This is a genomic window from Streptomyces alfalfae, from assembly GCF_004127445.1.
Lineage (GTDB): Bacteria > Actinomycetota > Actinomycetes > Streptomycetales > Streptomycetaceae > Streptomyces > Streptomyces alfalfae.
The window spans coordinates 66,348-85,121 of sequence record NZ_QEXM01000048.1 but is presented as its reverse complement, the minus strand read 5'-3'; the positions used below and the strand labels follow the sequence as shown (position 1 = coordinate 85,121).

Sequence of the window (18,774 nt, the reverse complement as noted above, 5' to 3'; positions counted from 1 at the left end):
CATGCCGCACCCAGAACTGGGTATCGAGCTGGACAAGTTTCGCGAATTCATCGGGGAAGCCCTGGCGGAGGGGGGCACTCAGCCGCTCATCCAGCTCACGGACGAGGAGCTGGCCGTCCTCGACCCCACCGCTCTGGAAGAAGTCATAGCGCCTACGCCTCACTTGGCGACCCTGACGTCCGAGCAACGTGAATGGGTGCTCGCCACCGCCATCCGTTCACTCGTCTCCCGGGGTGCGATCGAGATCGCCAACATTCCCGATCTCGACGCCCTGATGCGTTCCGAGGGGAAGTTCGAGCACGGGGGCACGACGGATGTCGACATGAAGATGACCCCCGACGTCGACCTCGCGCTGATCCTCCGGCGTACCGCCGCCCGCGCGCTCGCGGTCGAGCAGCAGACGTCGCGGGGCAGCGTCCACGGGTTCGTCTACGTCCACTCCCCGGAACTCATGCTCGTCGAGCAGGTCACCGGTGGCGGGATGCACATCTTCACCCTGGCCAGTTCCGCGGCCGACGCGGCCAAGATGATGCAGGTCCTGGTGGACCCCTTCGGCGTCGCGGACGAGGACGGCAGGACACAGCGACTCGACGTCACGGCCCTGACGAGCGACCAGGTCGAGGGTCCGCTGGCCGAAGCGGTCAACAACGCGCTCGTGGTCACGCAGTTGATCGTCCTCGCGGACGAGCCCGGCCCCCTGGTGACCGCGTACGCGACGGAGGACGCCGTGTGGACCGTCAGCGTCGACAAGCCGCAGGCGCCCACCGGCATCCAGGCCCGGAAGGTCGGCGAGCGCTCACTCACGTCGGAGATCATCCGCCTGATCACGACGCCGGTCCCGTAGCGAACAGTCGAGGAGTGACAGATGAGTGAACGTGTCGAGGAATGCAGAAGAGACCTCGCGAATCTCAAGCGCTTCGCCGATGAGATAGACCGGACGCTGGACGCGGTCGACGCGACTTCCGGGCACAACGTGTGGAAGGGGCCGGCCGCCGACAACTTCCGGGAGGAGTGGGGGCGCAAGCGCAAGAAGCTGCACGACACTCTGGAGGCCGCGCGCGGGCAGCGCGCGAAAATCCTGCGACGGGTTCAGGAGGAAGAGGAAAAGAAGAAGGGAGAGCCCAAGTAGTCGCTCGGCAGGCTTTCACACCACCACTTTCGCAGCGGAGACCCGATGAACACCGACCATGACCACGCCGTCTACGAAGCACACTTCATGCGCACTCCACTGCAACTTCTCGTGGGCGCGGGATGGAAGCGGCTGGTGGCGTTCCGGGTGGACAGTGCCGGCGTGCTGCTCGGAGGCTCCCTGGCCCAGTACGAGAAGCAAACGGCCTTCGTGCCCTGGGAGGACATCACCTCCCTGGTCGTCTGGCAGCAGCGTACGGCCGGGCAGGGGCTCAACCACATCGGTGTGCACCGTCGGCCCGGCTCACCCCGCCTCGCCGGGCCCAACAGCAGGATGACACCGGAGCAGGCCGCGCGGACCGCTCCGCACGTGGAGTACGAACTCCTCCTGGCGAGCCGCCCCATCAGCTGGTGGCGCCTCGCACCCGAGCGGCTCAAGGTGGCGACGGACACGTTCGCGCCCGGTATTCCCGTCCTCGCCTATGACCGGCTCTCCCCGTGAGCCGGCACAGCGAACGGCGCCCAAAGACTCACCATTGCCCCTGTGCGGGTCGGAAGGAAGACATCGATGCGAGTCCTGGTGACAGTCGTGCGGGAGGGCATAGCCCCGCAGGACGTCATGGTCACCCTGGAGGATGAGGCGACGGTCGGTGATGTGGCCGCCTGCCTGGGCGGCGCGGACCTGGCCTCGTCGCCTCACCTCGCGGTCGGGCGTCTCCCTTCCGCGATCCGGGCCGCCGCAGCCGGAGCGGGATTCGCCGCTTCGAAGTCCCCCTTCCATCAGTCCGCCACCGCTCCCTCCCTCTGGGTCGACGGCCGACACTGCGACCCCTCGGACGCCGCCTCCTCCGTCCTGCGTGACGGCGTCCGCGTCACCACCGACGAGGCCATCGGACCGTTCATGCGTGCCGGGGAACCCACGGGCCGGTTCGAGCTGCGGGTCTGTGGCGGGCCCGACGCCGGGCGGATCGCTCGTGTGCAGGTCGGCGTGGCGACCCTCGGGTCCGGTCCGGCCTGTTCCCTCTCCGTCGCCGACACCACCCTCGCCCCGCTCGCCGCCAAGCTCTCCGTCAACGTCGACGGCGGCGTGACGATCCACCCGCAGCCCGGGGCGTCCCTGACGCTGGACGACGAGCCGGTCGAAGCGGACCGGGCCTGGCCCCTCGATTCCCTCGTCAAGGCCGGCGACTCCCTCATCGTCCTTCGCGAAGCGGAAGAACCCGACGCCCACCTCGCGGCCACGGACGATGGTGGCTACGCGTACAACCGGCCGCCGCGGCTGTCACCGCTGCGGCAGCGGCCCCGCGTGGTCCTGCCCGCCGAGCCGGTCAAGGGGGAAGGCCCTCGCCTCCAGCTCTTCGCCTCCTTCATTCCGGCCGTGTTCGGCCTGGTCATGTACTTCATGACCAAGCAGATCTACACCCTGCTCTTCTGCGCCATGAGCCCACTGATGATGATCGGCTACTGGGTGGGCGAGGCACGGCACGAGCGCAAGCGGCACAAGAAGGCCGTCAAGGAGTACAAGAAGGCGCTCGTCGAGTACGACGTGAAGCTGGGCGAGCTGGCCGAGGCCGACCAGCGGGCCCGGCGCGAGTCGCATCCCGACCCCGCGCAGGTGCTCCTCTTCGCCACCGGGCCGCGCCGCCGCCTGTGGGAGCGCAGGCTCGTGGATCCGGATGTGCTCCAGCTGCGGGTCGGCATGGCCGACCTGCCCGTCGACGTCGAGATGCGTGCCGTCAAGACCGGCGCCTTCGACGATCCGCCGGAGCCCCCCGTGGTTACCCATGTCCCGGCCGTGGTCCCGCTGGCGGAGCTGGGCGTCATCGGTGTGGCCGGCGACCGCCGGCTGAGCCTGACCATGGCCCGCTGGCTGGTCGCCCAGGCCACGGTGCTGCACAGTCCGCGGGACCTCTCGCTGGTCGTCCTGTCATCCGCCGGTGACGCCCGGGCAGCCTGGGAGTGGGCCCACTGGCTCCCGCACACGGTCCCGCAGCTCGGCCAGGACTGCATCTCGTTGATCGGCTCCGAACCGGAGGTCGTGGGCCGCCGCGTCCACGAACTCCTCGCCGAGCTGGAACGCAGGAAGGCCGGCGCCCGTGACTTCGGGGCGTCCAAGTCGCTGCGCCCCGACCCGTTCACCTTGGTCGTCCTGGACGGCGCCCGGCTGCTGCGCCGGATGCCCGGCGTCCCGCAACTGCTCCAGGAGGGCCCCGGCCACGGCATCTTCGCCCTCTGCGTCGACGAGGACGAGCGGCTCCTGCCCGAGGAGTGCAAGGCGGCGATCAGCGGGCTGCCCGACCGGCCGAACCACGTCGGCATCGGTGGCGGCGGGCTCGAATCGGTCGGAGACGTCCTCGCCGATCAGGTGTCGCCCGCCTGGTGCGAACTGGTGGCCCGTTCCCTGGCTCCCGTACGCGACGTGAGCCTGGACGACGCCGACGCCGCGCTGCCCACGTCCGCGCGGCTGCTGTCCCTCCTCGGCCTGCCGGACCCCACGGGTGCGGATGTCGCCGGCATCTGGCAGCGGGGCGGCTCCACCACAGAGGTGCCGATCGGCATCGCCGGTGACGGGCCCTTCCTGCTGGACATCCGCAGGGACGGCCCGCACGCGCTGGTCGCCGGTACGACCGGCGCCGGTAAGTCCGAGCTGCTCCAGACCATCATCACCTCGCTCGCGCTGGCCAACCGACCGGACGCCCTCAACTTCGTCCTCATCGACTACAAGGGCGGCAGCGCGTTCCTGGACTGCGCCCGACTCCCGCACACCGTCGGCATGGTCAGCGACCTCGACGCCCACCTCACGGAGCGCGCGCTCGCCTCGCTCGCCGCCGAGCTCAAGCGGCGGGAGGAGATCCTCTTCGACACGGCCGCGAAGGACATCGAGGACTACAACGACACGAGGAAGGTACGGCCCGAGCTGGAGCCCATGCCCCGCCTCGTGCTGGTCATCGACGAGTTCGCCTCCCTGGTGGCGGAACTCCCGGACTTCATCGCGGGCCTCGTGGACATCGCGCGGCGTGGCCGCTCGCTGGGGGTCCACCTCATCCTCGCCACCCAGCGCCCCGCCGGTGTGGTGAGCGCGGACATCCGGGCCAACACCAACCTGCGTATCGCCCTCCGCGTCACCGACGGCGCCGAGTCCTCGGACGTCATCGACGCGCCGGACGCCGGGTCCATCGCGAAGTCGACCCCCGGGCGCGCCTACGTCCGTTCCGGGGCGCAGTCGCTCGTCGCCGTGCAGTCGGCCCGTATCGGTGGACGCCGGCCGAGCGTCGGTTCCCACCGTCCCCGGGCCGTCGCGGCTCTCGTCTCCTGGGCGTCGTTCGGCCGTCCGGTCCCCCGCGTCGTCGAGGACGGTGACGACGGGACCCTGGTCACCGACCTCAGCGTCCTCGTCGGCGCCATCCGCGACGGGGCGGAACTGATGCGGTTCGGACCGCAGCGAAGCCCTTGGCTCGAACCGCTGACCGATGTGCTGTCGCTCGCCGACCTGCCGGAGGCCGTCCCGCCGACGACCGACGAGGTAGCACCGATCCACATCGGCCTCACGGACCTTCCCGCCCAGCAGAGCCGGGCGCCCCTGGCACTCGACCTGGTGCACGGCGACCACATCATGCTGGCGGGCGGCCCCCGCTCAGGCCGTTCGACCGCCTTGCGGACCCTCGCCGGCGCGCTCGCGAGCACTACGTCGCCCGCCGACGTGCATCTGTACGGCATCGACTGCGGCGCGAACGCCCTGCTGCCGCTGACGAACCTCCCGCACTGCGGAGCCGTGGTCACCCGCGACCAGCCCGGCCGGGTGCGCCGCCTCCTCGACCGGCTGGCGGCCGAGGTCTCGCGCCGCCAGCAACTGCTCGCCATGGAGGGCCTGTCCAGCGCCACGGAGCAGCGCGCCACGGCCGCGCCGGAGGACCGGCTGCCGTGGATGGTGCTTCTTCTCGACGGCTGGGAGGGCTACACATCGGCCCTCGAAGGCATCGACTACGGCCGTCTCGTCGAGATGATCGTCAAGATCTTCAGGGAAGGCGCCGCTGTCGGCCTGAAGGTCGTCATGACGGCTGACCGCAGCGGGTTCAGCGGCCAGGTCTCGCCGTCCTTCGCCGACAAGCTGATCCTGCGCCTGACCGACGCCAACGAGTACTCCCTCGCGGGCCTTTCCGCCCGCGACGTGCCGAAGTCGATGCCTCCCGGGCGTGCTCTGCGCATCACGGACGCGGGCGCCCAGGAGAGCCAGATCGCGCTGCTCGACCCCGACCCCTCCGGCCAGGCCCAGGTGGCCGCGCTGCGCGCGATCGCGGAGGAGGCGCGCCGGCGTCACCCGGTGCTGCCGCGCGACCGCAGGCCGCTCCGGGTGGACGAACTGCCGATGCGGGTCACCGCGAGCCAGGCCCGTGCTCTCGACCCCTCCTTCACCCCGCCGTCCCCGCTGTGGACGCTGCTCTGCGTCGGTGGCGACGAACTCACGCCGATCGGGGTCGACCTGGACGAGTCGGGGCCCGGTTTCGTCATCGCCGGGCCGCCCAAGTCCGGTCGTTCGACGGCCCTGGTGGTCGCGGCGCGGAGCCTGCTGGCCAGCCAGGTGCCGCTGGTCCTCGTCACCCCCCGGCGCTCGCCCCTGCGCGACCTGGAGAACGAGCCCGGTGTCCTCGGCGTGCTCACCGCGGACAGCTCCGAGCGTGAGCTCACCGCCCTGATCGAGGGCGCGGGGGGCGGGAAGTACGCCGTCGTGGCCGACGACGCCGACATGCTCTACGACACGTCGCTGGACCGTGCTCTCGAGGAAGTCGCGCAGAACGGAAGGGACGGCGGCATCGGCATCGTCGTGGCCGGCGCCACGGACACGCTGAACTCCCAGTACCGGGGGTTCGTCGTGGAGGCCAGGCGCTCGCGCCAGGGCATGATCCTGGCCCCGCAGAGCGCCTCGGACGGGGAGCTGTTCAACGTACGCCTGTCGATCGACGGCGGCGGGCCCGTGGGGCGCGGACTCCTCATCCAGAGCGGGCAGATGACGCCGGTCCAGGCGATTCTCGACGACTGACCCGGCACAAAAAAGCAGCCGGTGCGACCGATCAACGGTCGCACCGGCTTACACACACGCACGAATCAGACGTTCGTGGCCTGCTCGATCCTGTCGTGGCTGTTCTTGGCCGACTTGTACGCGTCGTGGAGCGAGTCAGCCAGCTTGTTGACCTGCGGCTTGAAGTCACGCCACTCGTCGCGGAACCGGTTGGCGCCGGGGCCCGCCCAGAAGCCATGGCTGTCGTTGGCCTGACCGTCCAGGAGCGAGATCAGGTCACGGACCTCGGTCTCCTTCTTCTGGAAGGCTTCGTAGAGCTTCTGAAGCTTCTCAAGTTTTGCACCGCGGTCGATGTCCGACATCTGGCTTCCTCCCCGTGTCACTAACGCAAACGAACTCGAGTGTCACACGGGACGCTACCGCACCAGCTCCGGCCGCGAAAAGTGGTCCCTTTGTCGCACCCTTGCAACGAAGCGGGCCGCACGGGGCCCTGCTCACAGGTGACTTGAAAGCTTCCGTCCCGCGGTTCACCCCGCCCGCGAAAGCCGGGCCCGGGGGTTGCCCGCTTTCGGGTCCTTCGATGTGTAGGTGAGGTGCTTGGCCTCGGGGGTCAGGTAGATCGTGTGGGGGGTCTGGGCGCACTGGGCGCCGTTCGTGGGGGCGCCCTCGGCCGTGGCCACGAGACGGGTGGGGGTGGCCGACTTGAGGGTGAGTACGTCGGTGCAGGTCTGGCCGACCAGGTCGTGCTGGACGACCTTGCCGAGGCGGGAGCCCGGCTGCGCCTGATGGAGGGTCACCTCGAAGGTGCCCAGGGGGATCGTGCCGCCGTTCGCTTCCGCCCTGCCGCTCCACTTGCCGAGGTAGGGCTCGGGGACGCCGTCGGCGCCCGCCGCGTCGGAGGGCCGGGGGGCGCTCGTCGCCGCGGGGGGCTGTCCGTCGCTTCCCGCCCTCTCGTCGCCGTTCCCCGGCAGCAGGTCGAGCACGGACACCGAGCCGACCGTCACGGCCGCCAGCGCTCCCGCCACGGCCAGGGCGACCGTGCAGCTCACCCTGCGGCCGCGGCCGTTCGGGCCCTCGGGCGCGGAGGCCGCGGCCACCGAGAGCGAGAGTCTGCCGGGCGGGCGGGTGGTCCGCTCAGGGGTCGCGGGGGCGTTCGCGGGCGGGATGGGGGCGTTCTCCGGCGGGGATGCGCACGACGGGCCCGGCGACGCCGCGTACGACGGGTCCGGTGGGCCGAACGTGCCCGCCGCCGGGTCGAGGGACGGGTGAACGGCACGGGGCCCGACGGCGCGTCGGCGGCTGCCGTGCCCGGCCCCGTGTCGAGGTCCAGGAGCCGTACCGCGCTGCGGCTCACCCGTTCCACCACCGGGCCCGGCAGCCAGCCCGCCGCCACCGGCGCCGCCGCGCCCCCGGGGGCCAGGCGGCGGGCCACCTCCCCCGGGGCCGGCCGCTCCGCCGGGTTCTTCGCGAGGCACGCCGCCGCGAGGTCCCGCAGATCACCGGCGAGCGCCCCCAGTTCGGGCTCCTCGTGGACGACCTTGTAGAGCAGCGCGGCCGATGAGTCGCCGGGGAAGGGTGACTCCCCCGTCGCCGCGTGGACGAGGACCGCCCCCAGCGAGAAGACGTCCGCCGCTCCGGCGACGGCCTTGCCGAGGACCTGTTCCGGCGCCATGTAGCCGGGCGAGCCGATGGAGACGCCCGTGGACGTCAGCGAGGCCGTGCCGTCCGTGGCGCGCGCGATGCCGAAGTCGATGAGGCGCGGCCCGTCCAGGGTGAGCAGGACGTTCGACGGCTTCACGTCGCGGTGGACCAGGCCGAGTCCGTGGACGTGCGCCAGCGCCTCGGCGAGGCCCGCGCCCAGTACGCGTACGGAGTGGGCGGGCAGCGGGCCGCTCTCCCGCACCGCCTCGGTGAGCGAGGGCCCGGCCGCGTACCCCGTGGCGACCCACGGCACGACCGCTTCCGGGTCCGCCGCGAGCACGGGCGCCGTCCAGTCGCCGCCGACCCGCCGCGCGGCGTCCACCTCGCGGCGGAAGCGGGCGCGGAACTCCTCGTCGAGCGCGAAGTGCGGATGCACGACCTTCACCGCGACCGTGCGGCCGCCCTCGCTGCGGCCGAGGTAGACCCGGCCCATGCCGCCCGCGCCGAGCAGGCCGAGCAGGCGGTAGGGGCCGATCGTGGTGGGTTCCTCGGCTTCGAGCGGACGCATGGCCTTGTCCTCCCCCGGACGCGCCGCGGGTCACCCGGCGCGTCGTACCCCTGTGGACCCGCGCGCCGCCCACGCGGACCGCGCTTCCTGTCCGTCCCTGCGGATCAGCGTAGTGCCGGGCGGGTGCGCGGGCGGGGCCCGCGCCGCTCGCCCGGCGCAGGGGGCCTCTCCGTCGTCCGTCGGCTTCCAGGTGGGGGCAATACCGGGCCGATATGCGCTATATCGCCTTGCCCGTCGCCGTACCCATTGCCCAGCCCATGGTCCGGCCCGCGGCCGGGGCGCAATTCCCCTCGGCTGCCCGCCGGGGCGCTCGTCCGGCGGAAGTCGGGTGAGGGGCGCCGTTCACCGGGATGACGTTCGTGCGCAATACGGACGCCGAGAACTATTACGCCCGAAGGGATATCGCGATATCCGCCGGGCCGCCGCCGCAATTCGGCGAGAACCGCGGCCCGGCGTAACGGAACAGTGGGTTCCGGGAGTGGGCCGTGAATGCGTCCCGCTTCCGGAAACGACCGTCCCGCGAGGGCTCAGGAGCCCAGCAGTTCCACGTGCACGTCCGCGGGGAACCCGGTCGTCGGCCCCACCCTGCGGGCGAACTCCGTGACGCCCTCCAGCTGTGCGGCGCCGAAGCGGAAGTCGAGCGTCGTGAAGTACTGCTCCAGGATCGCCGCGTCGAAGGACTCCCAGCGCGCGGCCTGCTCGGCCACCTTCGTGACCTCCTCCAGCGAGAGGTCGCGGGACGCGAGGAACGCGCGGTGCACCTGGCGCACCACCTCCGGCTCACGCGCCGCGTAGTCGCGCCGCGCGGCCCAGACCGCGAAGACGAACGGCAGGCCCGTCCACTCCTTCCACATCTCGCCCAGGTCGTAGACGTCCAGGCCGAGGCGCGGGCCCTCGATGAGGTTCGCGCGCAGCGCCGCGTCGCCGATCAGGACGGCCGCGTCCGCCTCGCGCATCATCAGGCCCAGGTCAGGCGGGCAGGTGTAGTAGTCGGGCCGTACGCCGATCCGCTCCGCGAGCAGGAGCTGGGCGAGCCTGACCGAGGTGCGCGAGGTCGAGCCGAGCGCGACGCGGGCGCCGTCGAGCCGGTCGAGAGGGACCTTCGAGACGATCACGCACGACATGACGGGGCCGTCGCAGCCGACCGCCAGATCGGGGAAGGCGACCAGGTCGTCGGCGGCCTTCAGGAACTCGACCAGGGTGACGGGAGCGATGTCGAGCTCGCCGCGCACCAGCTGTTCGCTGAGCTTCTCCGGGGTGTCCTTCGTCAGCTCGAAGTCGAGGAGGGTTCCGGTCCGTGCGAGGCCCCAGTAGAGGGGCATGCAGTTCAGGAACTGGATGTGGCCGACGCGCGGCCGGGGGGTGCGAGGGGAGTCGGGCAGTTGTTCGGCGCCTGCCCCCGCAAAGGCGTCCAGGGGAGAATTGTCCACATCGGCGAGGCTAGCCCTCCTGCGGTGCGGGGTGGCCGTCGGGTCCCTCGCGGGTCTCGTCAACCCCACTGGGGGCCACGTCAAACATCCGGGTGACGTGATCTTGCCCCCTATTGCATTCCCCGGTCTGCGTGCTAAGCTCGCCGCAAGTTGCAGTTTGGTTTCCCTTGCAGTACAGAGCCTGCGGAGCATGTGACCCGCAGGCTCTCGTCGTTTTCAGACTTATGCAGTTGTTTAAACAATCGCTGGTTCTGGAGCAGGGCAACCCTTTGGCCCAAGGAGGGCTTATGGCTACCGGAACCGTGAAGTGGTTCAACGCTGAAAAGGGCTTTGGCTTCATCGCCCAGGAAGGCGGCGGCCCGGACGTCTTCGTCCACTACTCCGCGATCAACGCGAACGGCTTCCGCTCCCTTGAGGAGAACCAGGCCGTTTCCTTCGACGTGACGCAGGGCCCGAAGGGTCCGCAGGCGGAGAACGTCACCCCGATGTGATCGGACGCCCCACGTGAGTGGGGCGTGTGATTCCCTCCGGTGACTTGATCCGGACATGGATGCAGTACCCAAGGAGCCCTGCTCCCCCGTGTGAACGGGGGAAGCGGGGCTCCTGCCTTTTCTGGCCCCTGGGCCTTGAGCACACTTGGCCTGCGGCCCGCTTTGGCCTGCGGCCCGCATGACTGCCGCGCCTCGCTCGCCGCCCGGCTCAGCCTGCGGCCCGCTTTGGCCTGCGGCCCACCCGATCGCCTGGCCTCGCTCGTCGCCCGGCTCAGCCTGCGGCGCGCCTTCGACTGCGGCCGGTCGGTTCGGCCGGTGGGCCGCCTGACCCCCCGGTGCGGCGCACCGCCCGGCCCGGGCCACGGCCTGCGGCCCACCTGATCGCCTGGCCTGGCCCACCGCCCGGCCCGCGCGGCCCCGGCCTCCGGCCCGTCCAGGCCTGCGGCCCACCTCGGCCTCACACAGCCCCGGGCTGCGGCCCGCATGACTGCCGCGCCTCGCTCGTCGCCCGGCTCGGGCTGCGGCGCGCCTTGGACTGCAGCCTCCCAGCTCGGCCGGTGGGCCGCCTGACCAGCCGGTGCGGTCCGCGGTGTCCCATGGCCTGTGGCCCGCTGACTGCTGGGACCGGCTCACCGCCAGATCCGGCCTGCGGCGCACCCTGGCCTCCGGCCCACCCGATCGCCTGGCCTGGCTCGCCGTCAGGTCCACCCGGCCTACGCCGACCCAGCCCTCGCCGCCCTGACCGCCGGGCCCGGCTCGCCGTCCCGGCCTGCGGGGCATCCCGACCCGCAGGGCGCGGCCCGCCCAGGCCTGCGGCCCACCTGACCGCCCGGCCCGGAGCACCGCCCGACCCACCCAGGCCTACGCCCCCAGGCCTGCGGCCCGCCTGACCGCCCGACTCGGAGCACCGCCCGACTCGGAGCACCGCCCGCCTCAGAGCGCCGCCCGGCTCGCCCAGGCCTACGCCGCCCCGGCCTGCGGGGGCACCCTGACCCGCCGGGACCGGCTCACCGCCCGCCCCCGCCCGCAGCCGACACAAGCCCCCGCCCCCCGGCAGCTCTCACCCCGGCAACGCCGCCCGCGCCCGCACCGCGTCCGACGGGTTCCAGCCTTCCGTGGGGACCGAGGCCAGGAGGAGGCGGGTGTAGGGGTCTTCCGGGGCCGTCAGGACCCTCTGGGTCGGGCCGTGTTCCACCGCTTTGCCTCTGCGCATGACCAGGACCTCGTCCGTCACGTGCTGGACCACCGCCAGGTCGTGGCTGACGAAGACCAGGGCCACCGCCGTGTCCCTGCGGATCTCCTCCAGGAGTCGCAGGATCTGGGCCTGGATCGAGACGTCCAGCGCGGCCACCGCCTCGTCGAGGACGAGGATCTTGGGGTCCACCGCCAGGGAGCGCGCGATCGCCAGGCGCTGGCGCTGGCCGCCGGAGAGCTCCCTCGGGCGGGCCCGCGCCTCCCTCGTGCCGAGGCCCACCCGGTCCAGGAGCGCAGCGGCGGACTCGGCCTTGCCGTGCAGGCGCAGGGCCGTCGCCACGCACTGCTCCGCCGTGAGCCGGGGGTCCAGGGAGATGTAGGGGTCCTGGAAGACCATCTGGATCTGCCGCGCCCTGGCCAGCCGGGCGGCCTTCCCCCGGGAGGGGCGGGAGGGGCGGAGGCCGCCCTCGACGCGGATCTCGCCCTTGTCGGGCCGTACGAGCCCCACCAGCATCCGCGCCACCGTCGTCTTGCCCGAGCCGGACTCCCCGACGATGCCCAGGGCCCCGCCCGGGGGAACGGTGAACGTGATGTCCTCGGCGGCCGTGTGGCGGCCCCCGCCCGGCAGGGCGTACGTCTTGGTGAGGCCCGTCGCCTCCAGCAGGTGGTCGGTCACGTCCGGCTCGCTTCCACGGGGAGTACGCGGCACGACGTCGTGCCGCCGTCCGGCAGGGCTTTCGGCTCCGGCGGCCACGTCTCGCACGCGGTCTCCGCGACCGGGCAGCGGGCCACGAAGGGGCAGCCCGCGAAGGCGTCCGCGAGGGACGGCGGGCGGCCCGGGATCGGGGTCAGGGGGACAGGGGCGCCCACGGTGGACGTGCGCAGCGTCGGGGAACAGGACAGCAGGCCCCGGGTGTAGGGGTGGGCCGGGGTCGCGAAGAGGGCCTTGGCGGTGCGTTCCTCCACCACGCGGCCCGCGTACATCACGTACACCCGGTCGCAGTACGCGGCGGCGAGGTGCAGGTCGTGGGTGATGAGGAGCAGGCCCAGGTCGCGGGTGGCGCGCAGGTCGCGCAGCAGGGCGAGGATCTCGGCCTGGGTGGTGACGTCCAGGGCGCTGGTCGCCTCGTCGGCGAGGAGCAGGCGCGGTTCGGCGGCGAGCGCGCCCGCGATGACGACGCGCTGGAGCATGCCGCCGGAGAGTTCGTGCGGGCGCTGGCGCAGCCGGCGTTCCGGCTCGGACAGGCCGACCGCCGCGAGGAGTTCGGCCGCTCGGGCGCGCGTCGCCCCGCGTTCGGTGAGGAAGTCGCCGATGCGGCGCACCGGGTTGAGGGCGGCGCGGGGGTCCTGGTGGACCATGCCGACGGGGCCCGCGCGGTGGGCGCGGAGCCGTTCGCCGGTGAGGCCGAGGACGTCGGCGCCCGCGAAGCGGACCTGTCCCGTCGCGGTCGCGCCGGGCGGCAGCAGTCCGATGGCGGCCTTGGCCGTCGTCGACTTGCCCGAGCCCGACTCGCCGACCAGGCCGACGACTTCGCCGGGCCGGACGGTGAGGGTGACCGTGTCGAGGACCGGGCGCGCGGCGCCCGGGATGCGGACGGTGAGGTCCGCGATGTCGAGGAGCGTCATGGCTCACCTGCTCCCTAGCCGGTCGGCGGCCCAGACGCCGACCACGTTGAAGGACACGACGACGAGGGCGATGGCGGTGCCGGGCACCATGGCGGGGAGCAGGGCGCCCTGGACGACGGCGGCCTGGCCCTCCTGCACCATCAGGCCCCAGTCGGAGGACGGCGGCTGGGCGCCGAAGCCCAGGTAGGAAAGGGTCGCCAGGGACATCAGGGCCTCGCCGAAGAGGACCACGAGGTAGCCGAGGACGGCGCGGCCGAGGTTCGGCACGACGTGGAGTGCGCAGATGCGGGCACCACCCATGCCGAGCACCCGGTAGGCGTCGACGTACGGCTTGCGGGCCTCGGAGAGGGCGAGGGAGCGCGTGTACTTGGCGATCGTCGGGGTGAAGGCCAGGCCGAGGGCGAGGACGGAGGTGGTCATGCCCGCGCCGAACACCGCGATGATCAGGACGGTGAACAGCAGGCCCGGGAAGGCGTACATGACGTCCGTCAGCCGGGAGACCAGGGCGTCCACCCAGCCGCCGCGCCACGCGGCGAGCACCCCGAGCGAGATGCCGAGCACGGCGGCCACGGCGAGCAGCAGGACGGGGGCGATCAGGCTGGTGCGGGCCCCGTGCAGGGCGCGGGAGAGCAGGTCCTGGCCGGAGGAGTCGGTGCCGAGCAGGTGCTCGCCGCCGGTGCCGACGAGGGACGCGGAGAGGTCGATGGCGTCCGGGGCGTAGGGCGCGAGGAGCGGGGCGAAGACGGCCGCGAGGACGACCAGGGCGAGGAAGGCGCCGGCGACGGCGACGCCGAGGGGGCGTCTGCCGCGCAGGGGCGAGGGGGCCGGGGCGAGAGCGGTGGCCGTCATGTCGTGGCTCCCTTCACGCGGGGGTCGAGCAGGGGGTGGACGAGGTCGACCAGCGTGGTCACCGCGATGTAGCCGGTGACCATGAGCAGCAGGACCGCCTGGGCGACCGGGAAGTCGTGGGTGTTGATGGCGCCGACGAGGAGCGAGCCGATGCCGCTGATGCCGAAGGCCGTCTCGACGACGACGGTGCCCGCGAGCATGCCCGCCATGACGAGGCCGCACATGGTGACGATGGGGCCGAGCGCGTTGCGCAGCACGTGCCGCCGGATGATGTCCCGCTCGGGGACGCCGGAGGCGCGGGCCGCCTCCACGTGGTCGGAGGCGGCGGCGTCCGCCATGGCCTGGCGTGTCACGCGGCTGATGATGGCGAGCGCGCCGAGCGCCAGCGACAGGGCGGGCAGCGTGAGGTGGCGCAGGGTGCCGCCGAACCCCTCGCCGCTGCCGGTGACCGGGAACCAGCCGAGCTGCACGCCGAAGAGCGAGACCAGGGCGATGGCGGCGACGAAGGAGGGCACGGAGGCCGCCAGGGTCGTGCCGCCGACGACGAGGGAGTCGACCCAGGTGGACCGCTTGACCGCCGCGAGGACGCCCGCGCCGACGCCGAGGACGACGAAGAGGAGCGTGGCGTAGGCGACGAGCTGGAGGGTGGTGGGGAAGCGGGCCGCGACGAGGTCGGCGACCTGGTCGCTGTACTTGAAGGACCGCCCCAGGTCGAGGTGGACGCAGTCCCACAGCCACCGTCCGTACTGGACGACCAGCGGTTCGTCGAGGTGGTACTGGGCGCGGACGCTCGCGAGCCGTTCGGGGGTCAGCTTGTCGCGGCCGCCGGCGAGGAACACCGCCGGGTCGCCGGGGGCCGCGTACACGGCGGCGAAGATGACGAACGACGCGGCGAAGAGCGTGGCGAGCAGGCCCGCGAGGCGCCGGGCCGTCCGGGAGAGCAGGGTCATTGCCCGCACCTAGCCCTTCTTGGGGCCGAGCAGGGCGGCCCACGGGTAGTAGAGGTAGGACTGCGAGGCCGGGGGCCCGGTCAGGCGGTCGTCGAGGACGAGCGCGGTCGGCACCTGCCCGAGCGGTATCCACACGGCGGCGTCCACGAAGCGGCGCTGCACGTCGACGGCGAGTTCGGCGCGCCGGGTGTCGTCGAGGGCGCCGAGCGCCCGGTGGACGAGCTTGTCGTACGTGGCGTCCTTGAAGCCGACCCAGTTGTTGGAGGAGTCGGAGAGGCCGTTGTCGTAGAAGCCCATGGGGTCGGCCTTGGAGATGTACCAGTCGCCCACCAGGACGTCGATGTCGGCGCGGGCCCCGGGGTCGCTGTAGAACTCTTCGAACTGGGCGGTGGGCACGGTCTTGATCTGCCCCTTCAGCCCGATCCGCTGGAGCGCGGCGCGCGTGGCGTTGGCGACGACGGTGCGGCCCTGGCTGCTGTCGGTGCCGATGACGATCGGTTCCGTGGGCGCGCCCGCGGCCTTCACCAGGCGCTTGGCCTCGGCGAGCGTCTCGGCGGTGGGCGTGGCGGGGGCCAGCGCGGCCAGCTTCTTCTGGGCGGCGGCGAACCGCGGCTTCTCGTACCCCCACGCCCCCGAGCCGACGGGGGTGGCCCAGGGCTGGACGAGCCCGCCGTAGCCGGACCTGGCGATGCCGTCGCGGTCGATGGCGAGGGAGAGGGCGCGGCGGATCCGCGGGTCCTTCAGGCCGCCGCGGGCGGTCGGGATGAGGACGAGCGAGGCGGTGGAGGGGCCGTAGTGCTGGTCGATGCCCTGGGCGCCGCGCAGGGCGGAGGCGGTGTTCGGGGACTCGGCGTACGTCCCGTCGGCGGCGCCCGTCTTCAGGGCGTTGACCATGGCGCTGTCGGAGGCCCAGCGGAAGGTCACCCGGCGGGTCAGGGGCTGCTCGCCCCAGTAGTCCTCGTACGCCTCGATGGTGAGGGAGTCGCCGGACTTCCAGCCGGTCAGTTCGTACGGGCCCGAGCACGCGTCGCTCTGCCCGGGGGTGCCGAACTCCTTGCCGGAGGCGGTGACCTGCTCCTTGTTCCAGACGATGCCGGCGTCGCCGGCGAGCGCCTTGGTGAAGAGGGCGTCGGGGGCCTTGAAGCGGATGGTGATCTCGCGGTCGCCGGTCTTCCTCATCGAGTGGACGTTGCCGAACTCGTCGGCCTGCTCCATGTCGGGGTCGGCGTGCCGCCGCAGGCTCCACAGCACGTCGTCGGCGGTGAGCGCCGATCCGTCGTGGAAGGTGACGCCGTCCCTGACGGTCAGGACCAGCGTCTTGTCGTCGGGCGTGCGGGCCTTGGCGGCGAGGAACGGCTTGATGCTCATGTCGGGCTGGAGCTGGTAGAGCCGCTCGCACACGTTGGTGAGGACGACGCGTCCGGCGCTCGACCCCTGGGTGTCGAGGTCGAGCGAGTCGGGCTCGTCCTCCAGGAGCCAGTCGACCTGGTCGCGCTGCCCGTGGGCGGCGGGCGTGGTCGCGGTGAGCTTCAGCTCGGCGGCGTCGGCGGGCTCGCCGCCGAGCGCCGCCGTGTCGGCGCCGCTGCACGAGGCGGTGGCGAGCAGGGCGGTGGCGGCGAGTCCCGCCAGGGCCGCGCGTCGGCGCCCCGGCGCGGTCAGGGGGCTCATGAGGACTCTCCGTACGGGCCGTCGTAGAGGTTCCAGGGCATGTGCTGGTAGTCGCGGTCACAGGGGGTGCCCGCGGTCACGTGGTAGTCGCCGGTGGTCAGGTCCACACAGGAGGAGACGAGCGTGGCCCAGTGCTTGACGGCGGGCCTGCGCGGGTCGGGGTGGGTGCAGAGCGACTCGGGCAGGCCGAGGTGGTCGGACATCGCCTGCTTGATCAGCTTGCGGGACTCGTCGGGGCCCGTGGAGGCGCGCAGGGCCCGCAGTCCCTCCTCGGCGCGCGGGACGCGGACGAGCGAGTCGGACGACATGGGCCGGTAGCCGTCGGCGAGGGCGGCAGGGACGCCCGCCTGGTAGTGGTTGCCGTGCACGAGGAGGCCGTCGGCCGGGTACATCCAGCCGTGCCCGGCGGGCGTCGTCTCCAGGTCGATGGCGAAGCCCTCGCGGCAGGTGAGCAGGGCGTTGCTGGCGATGTGGGCGCGGGTGCGGCAGAGCACGTCGAGGGCGTCGGTGATGGTCGCCCGGTCGAGCACGCTGCGGCGCACGACGGTCTGCGGGAGGCCGATCGCGTCGTCGAAGCGTCCGCCGAGGCCGTTGGCGTTGAGCGCGATGCCCGCCGAGTTGGCGCCCTGGCGGCCGATCTGCCCCGCCTCGACCTGCATGATCAGGGTCGGTTTCGGCGGCTGCACGACCCGGATCATGACGACGGTGTCGGCGACGCCCGCGCGCCAGTCCCAGTTCTGCCCCGCGTAGACGTGCCCGTCGCCGCTGGCCGCCCCGTACGCGGCGAACGACGTGCAGCCCTCGGCGGGTTCCTCGTCGGCCGCCCCCGGTGACGCCTCGGCCGCCGCGGGCGATGCCTCGGCCATGTCGGCGAAGGAGCGGTCGTAGATGACCTCGCCGCGGGCGTTGAGCGCGAGCACGTCGAGCAGTGTGACGCCCGCGCCGTCGGCGATGCCCCGCATCTCCTCCACGAGGTGGGGCGCGTAGTCGCTGACCGGGTCGAGCCAGCGGGCGGCCCGCGCGGTGACGCGGTCCCAGGTCAGCCCGGCTGAGTGGCCGAAGGCCTCTTCGTAGTAGCCGATCGCGGCCCGTATCCGCGGACGGACGGATTCGCCGTACTGGCGGCCGCGTTCGGTGGGCGTGCCGGAGATCTCGATCACGGGGAGCGTGCGGGGTGCCATTGTTCTCCTACCGCGGAGAGGGTCCCGCGACGACGTCCTGTAACGTCGGTTACGAGATGCTCTCCTCTTGGAATGCGTTGCCCAGGAGAGTAACCGCCATCACACGAGAGTCAATAGCCGTAATGGGAATTTCAGAGAGTGCGGGGGCGGCGGACGCCGCCGGGGTGGACCGGCTCCGCGCGGCCGTGCGGGACCAGTGGGAGACGCTGTCCGCCTCCGAGCGCGCCGTCGCCCAGTACGTGGTGAGCGCGCCGCCCGAGTCCCTGCTCTTCGCCAGCGCCCAGGAGCTCGGCGCCGCCAGCGGCACCAGCAACGCCACGGTCGTGCGCGCGCTGCAACGCCTGGGGTATGCCGGACTGCCCGCCCTGAAGCGGGAGTTGGCGTCCGACTTCACCTCGGCGGTCGCCCCCGAGGTCCGCCTCAAGCGGCGCATCGCGCATGTCGGCAGGGACCTCGGCGACATCTGGGGCGACGTCTTCGACGAGGCCGCCGAGCGCATCGAGCACGCCCGCAGGCTCACCCCCGACGACGCCCTGCGCACGGCGGTCGAGGCCCTGGCGGAGGCCGCCGAGACCCATTGCTACGGAGTGGCGGCGTCCGAACTGGCCGCCCGCCACCTCGCCCTGGCGCTCGGCCGCATCGGCCACCGCTCGCGCCACGTCGGCGAGACCGGCTTCGCGCTCGCCGACGCGCTGCTCGGCATCCGCACGGGCGACGCCGTGGTGATCTTCCAGCCGGGCCGGGCGCTGCCCGAGCTGACGGTCCTGATCGAGCGGGCCCGCGCGGTCGGGGCGCGGGTCGTCCTCGTCACCGACGAACTCGCCGAGCTGTACGGCACGCGGGTCGACGCCGTCCTCACCGCCCCGCACACCCCGACGGGCATCACCACCGAGGCGCTGACCGCCCTGGTGGTCGCGGACGCGCTGCTGCTCGCGCTGACCGCGCTCGACGAGACGCGAGCGGTCGACACCTCGCACCAACTGACCGCACTGCGCGAGCAGTTGCTGTCCCCGAAACCGCGCAAGCAGTGA

At 72.5% G+C, this 18,774-nt stretch carries 14 protein-coding genes and 1 pseudogene; 6 read left to right on the top strand and 9 right to left on the bottom strand.

The window, feature by feature from the left end; all coding sequences use genetic code 11:
• The first annotated feature begins 1 nt into the window (after position 1).
• The 4 genes from DCW30_RS29960 to DCW30_RS29945 all read left to right on the top strand — a co-directional run bounded on the left by DCW30_RS29960 (position 2) and on the right by DCW30_RS29945 (position 6,166).
• Positions 2-844 carry a hypothetical protein gene (locus tag DCW30_RS29960; RefSeq protein ID WP_076685032.1) on the top strand — a complete coding sequence of 281 codons (843 nt, stop codon included), beginning with the start codon at positions 2-4 and terminating at the stop codon, positions 842-844.
• A gap of 21 nt (positions 845-865) precedes the next feature.
• A complete protein-coding gene (locus DCW30_RS29955) occupies positions 866-1,129 on the top strand; it encodes a hypothetical protein (protein ID WP_076685033.1) in 264 nt (87 codons plus the stop codon).
• Positions 1,130-1,174: 45 nt separating this feature from the next.
• Entirely contained in the window at positions 1,175-1,630 is a 456-nt protein-coding gene (locus tag DCW30_RS29950; protein WP_076685034.1) for a hypothetical protein, read from the top strand.
• 66 nt (positions 1,631-1,696) lie between these two features.
• A complete protein-coding gene (locus tag DCW30_RS29945; protein WP_076685035.1) occupies positions 1,697-6,166 on the top strand; it encodes an FtsK/SpoIIIE domain-containing protein in 4,470 nt (1,489 codons plus the stop codon).
• 65 nt (positions 6,167-6,231) lie between these two features.
• Here DCW30_RS29945 and DCW30_RS29940 read toward each other — a convergent pair whose 3' ends face one another.
• The 3 genes and pseudogenes from DCW30_RS29940 to DCW30_RS29930 form a co-directional block, all read right to left on the bottom strand.
• Positions 6,232-6,507, bottom strand: a complete 276-nt coding sequence (locus DCW30_RS29940) for a WXG100 family type VII secretion target (protein ID WP_079250035.1) — start codon at positions 6,505-6,507, stop codon at positions 6,232-6,234.
• A gap of 165 nt (positions 6,508-6,672) precedes the next feature.
• Positions 6,673-8,354 (bottom strand): annotated as a pseudogene (locus DCW30_RS29935) (serine/threonine-protein kinase).
• Between the two features lie 527 nt (positions 8,355-8,881).
• Positions 8,882-9,736 (bottom strand): menaquinone biosynthetic enzyme MqnA/MqnD family protein, encoded by an 855-nt coding sequence (locus DCW30_RS29930; RefSeq protein WP_257788628.1) that lies wholly within the window; start codon positions 9,734-9,736, stop codon positions 8,882-8,884.
• Positions 9,737-10,071: 335 nt separating this feature from the next.
• Between DCW30_RS29930 and DCW30_RS29925 the strand changes: the two genes are divergently transcribed.
• Positions 10,072-10,275: a cold-shock protein gene (locus tag DCW30_RS29925; protein ID WP_006138897.1), complete on the top strand. Its 204-nt coding sequence runs from the start codon at positions 10,072-10,074 to the stop codon at positions 10,273-10,275.
• Between the two features lie 1,060 nt (positions 10,276-11,335).
• Here the strand turns inward: DCW30_RS29925 and DCW30_RS29920 are convergent.
• The 6 genes from DCW30_RS29920 to DCW30_RS29895 are packed head-to-tail and all read right to left on the bottom strand — an operon-like array spanning position 11,336 to position 17,743.
• A complete protein-coding gene (locus tag DCW30_RS29920; protein ID WP_076685037.1) occupies positions 11,336-12,145 on the bottom strand; it encodes an ABC transporter ATP-binding protein in 810 nt (269 codons plus the stop codon).
• Complete coding sequence (locus DCW30_RS29915; RefSeq protein WP_076685038.1) at positions 12,142-13,095, bottom strand: ABC transporter ATP-binding protein; 954 nt, start codon at positions 13,093-13,095, stop codon at positions 12,142-12,144. Before DCW30_RS29915 ends, DCW30_RS29920 begins: the two co-directional genes overlap by 4 nt.
• Positions 13,096-13,098: 3 nt before the next feature.
• Positions 13,099-13,944, bottom strand: coding sequence for an ABC transporter permease (locus DCW30_RS29910; RefSeq protein WP_076685039.1), 846 nt, complete (start codon positions 13,942-13,944; stop codon positions 13,099-13,101).
• Positions 13,941-14,894, bottom strand: a complete 954-nt coding sequence (locus DCW30_RS29905) for an ABC transporter permease (protein ID WP_416069404.1) — start codon at positions 14,892-14,894, stop codon at positions 13,941-13,943. Before DCW30_RS29905 ends, DCW30_RS29910 begins: the two co-directional genes overlap by 4 nt.
• Before the next feature lie 9 nt (positions 14,895-14,903).
• On the bottom strand, positions 14,904-16,562 hold the full coding sequence (locus DCW30_RS29900) for an ABC transporter substrate-binding protein (RefSeq protein ID WP_076685040.1): 1,659 nt from the start codon (positions 16,560-16,562) through the stop codon (positions 14,904-14,906).
• Positions 16,559-17,743 (bottom strand): C45 family autoproteolytic acyltransferase/hydrolase, encoded by a 1,185-nt coding sequence (locus DCW30_RS29895; RefSeq protein WP_076685041.1) that lies wholly within the window; start codon positions 17,741-17,743, stop codon positions 16,559-16,561. Before DCW30_RS29895 ends, DCW30_RS29900 begins: the two co-directional genes overlap by 4 nt.
• Positions 17,744-17,865: 122 nt before the next feature.
• Here DCW30_RS29895 and DCW30_RS29890 point away from each other — a divergent pair, with 122 nt between their 5' ends.
• The gene (locus tag DCW30_RS29890) at positions 17,866-18,774 is read left to right on the top strand and encodes a MurR/RpiR family transcriptional regulator (protein ID WP_076685042.1); all 909 of its coding nucleotides are present in this window, start codon (positions 17,866-17,868) and stop codon (positions 18,772-18,774) included.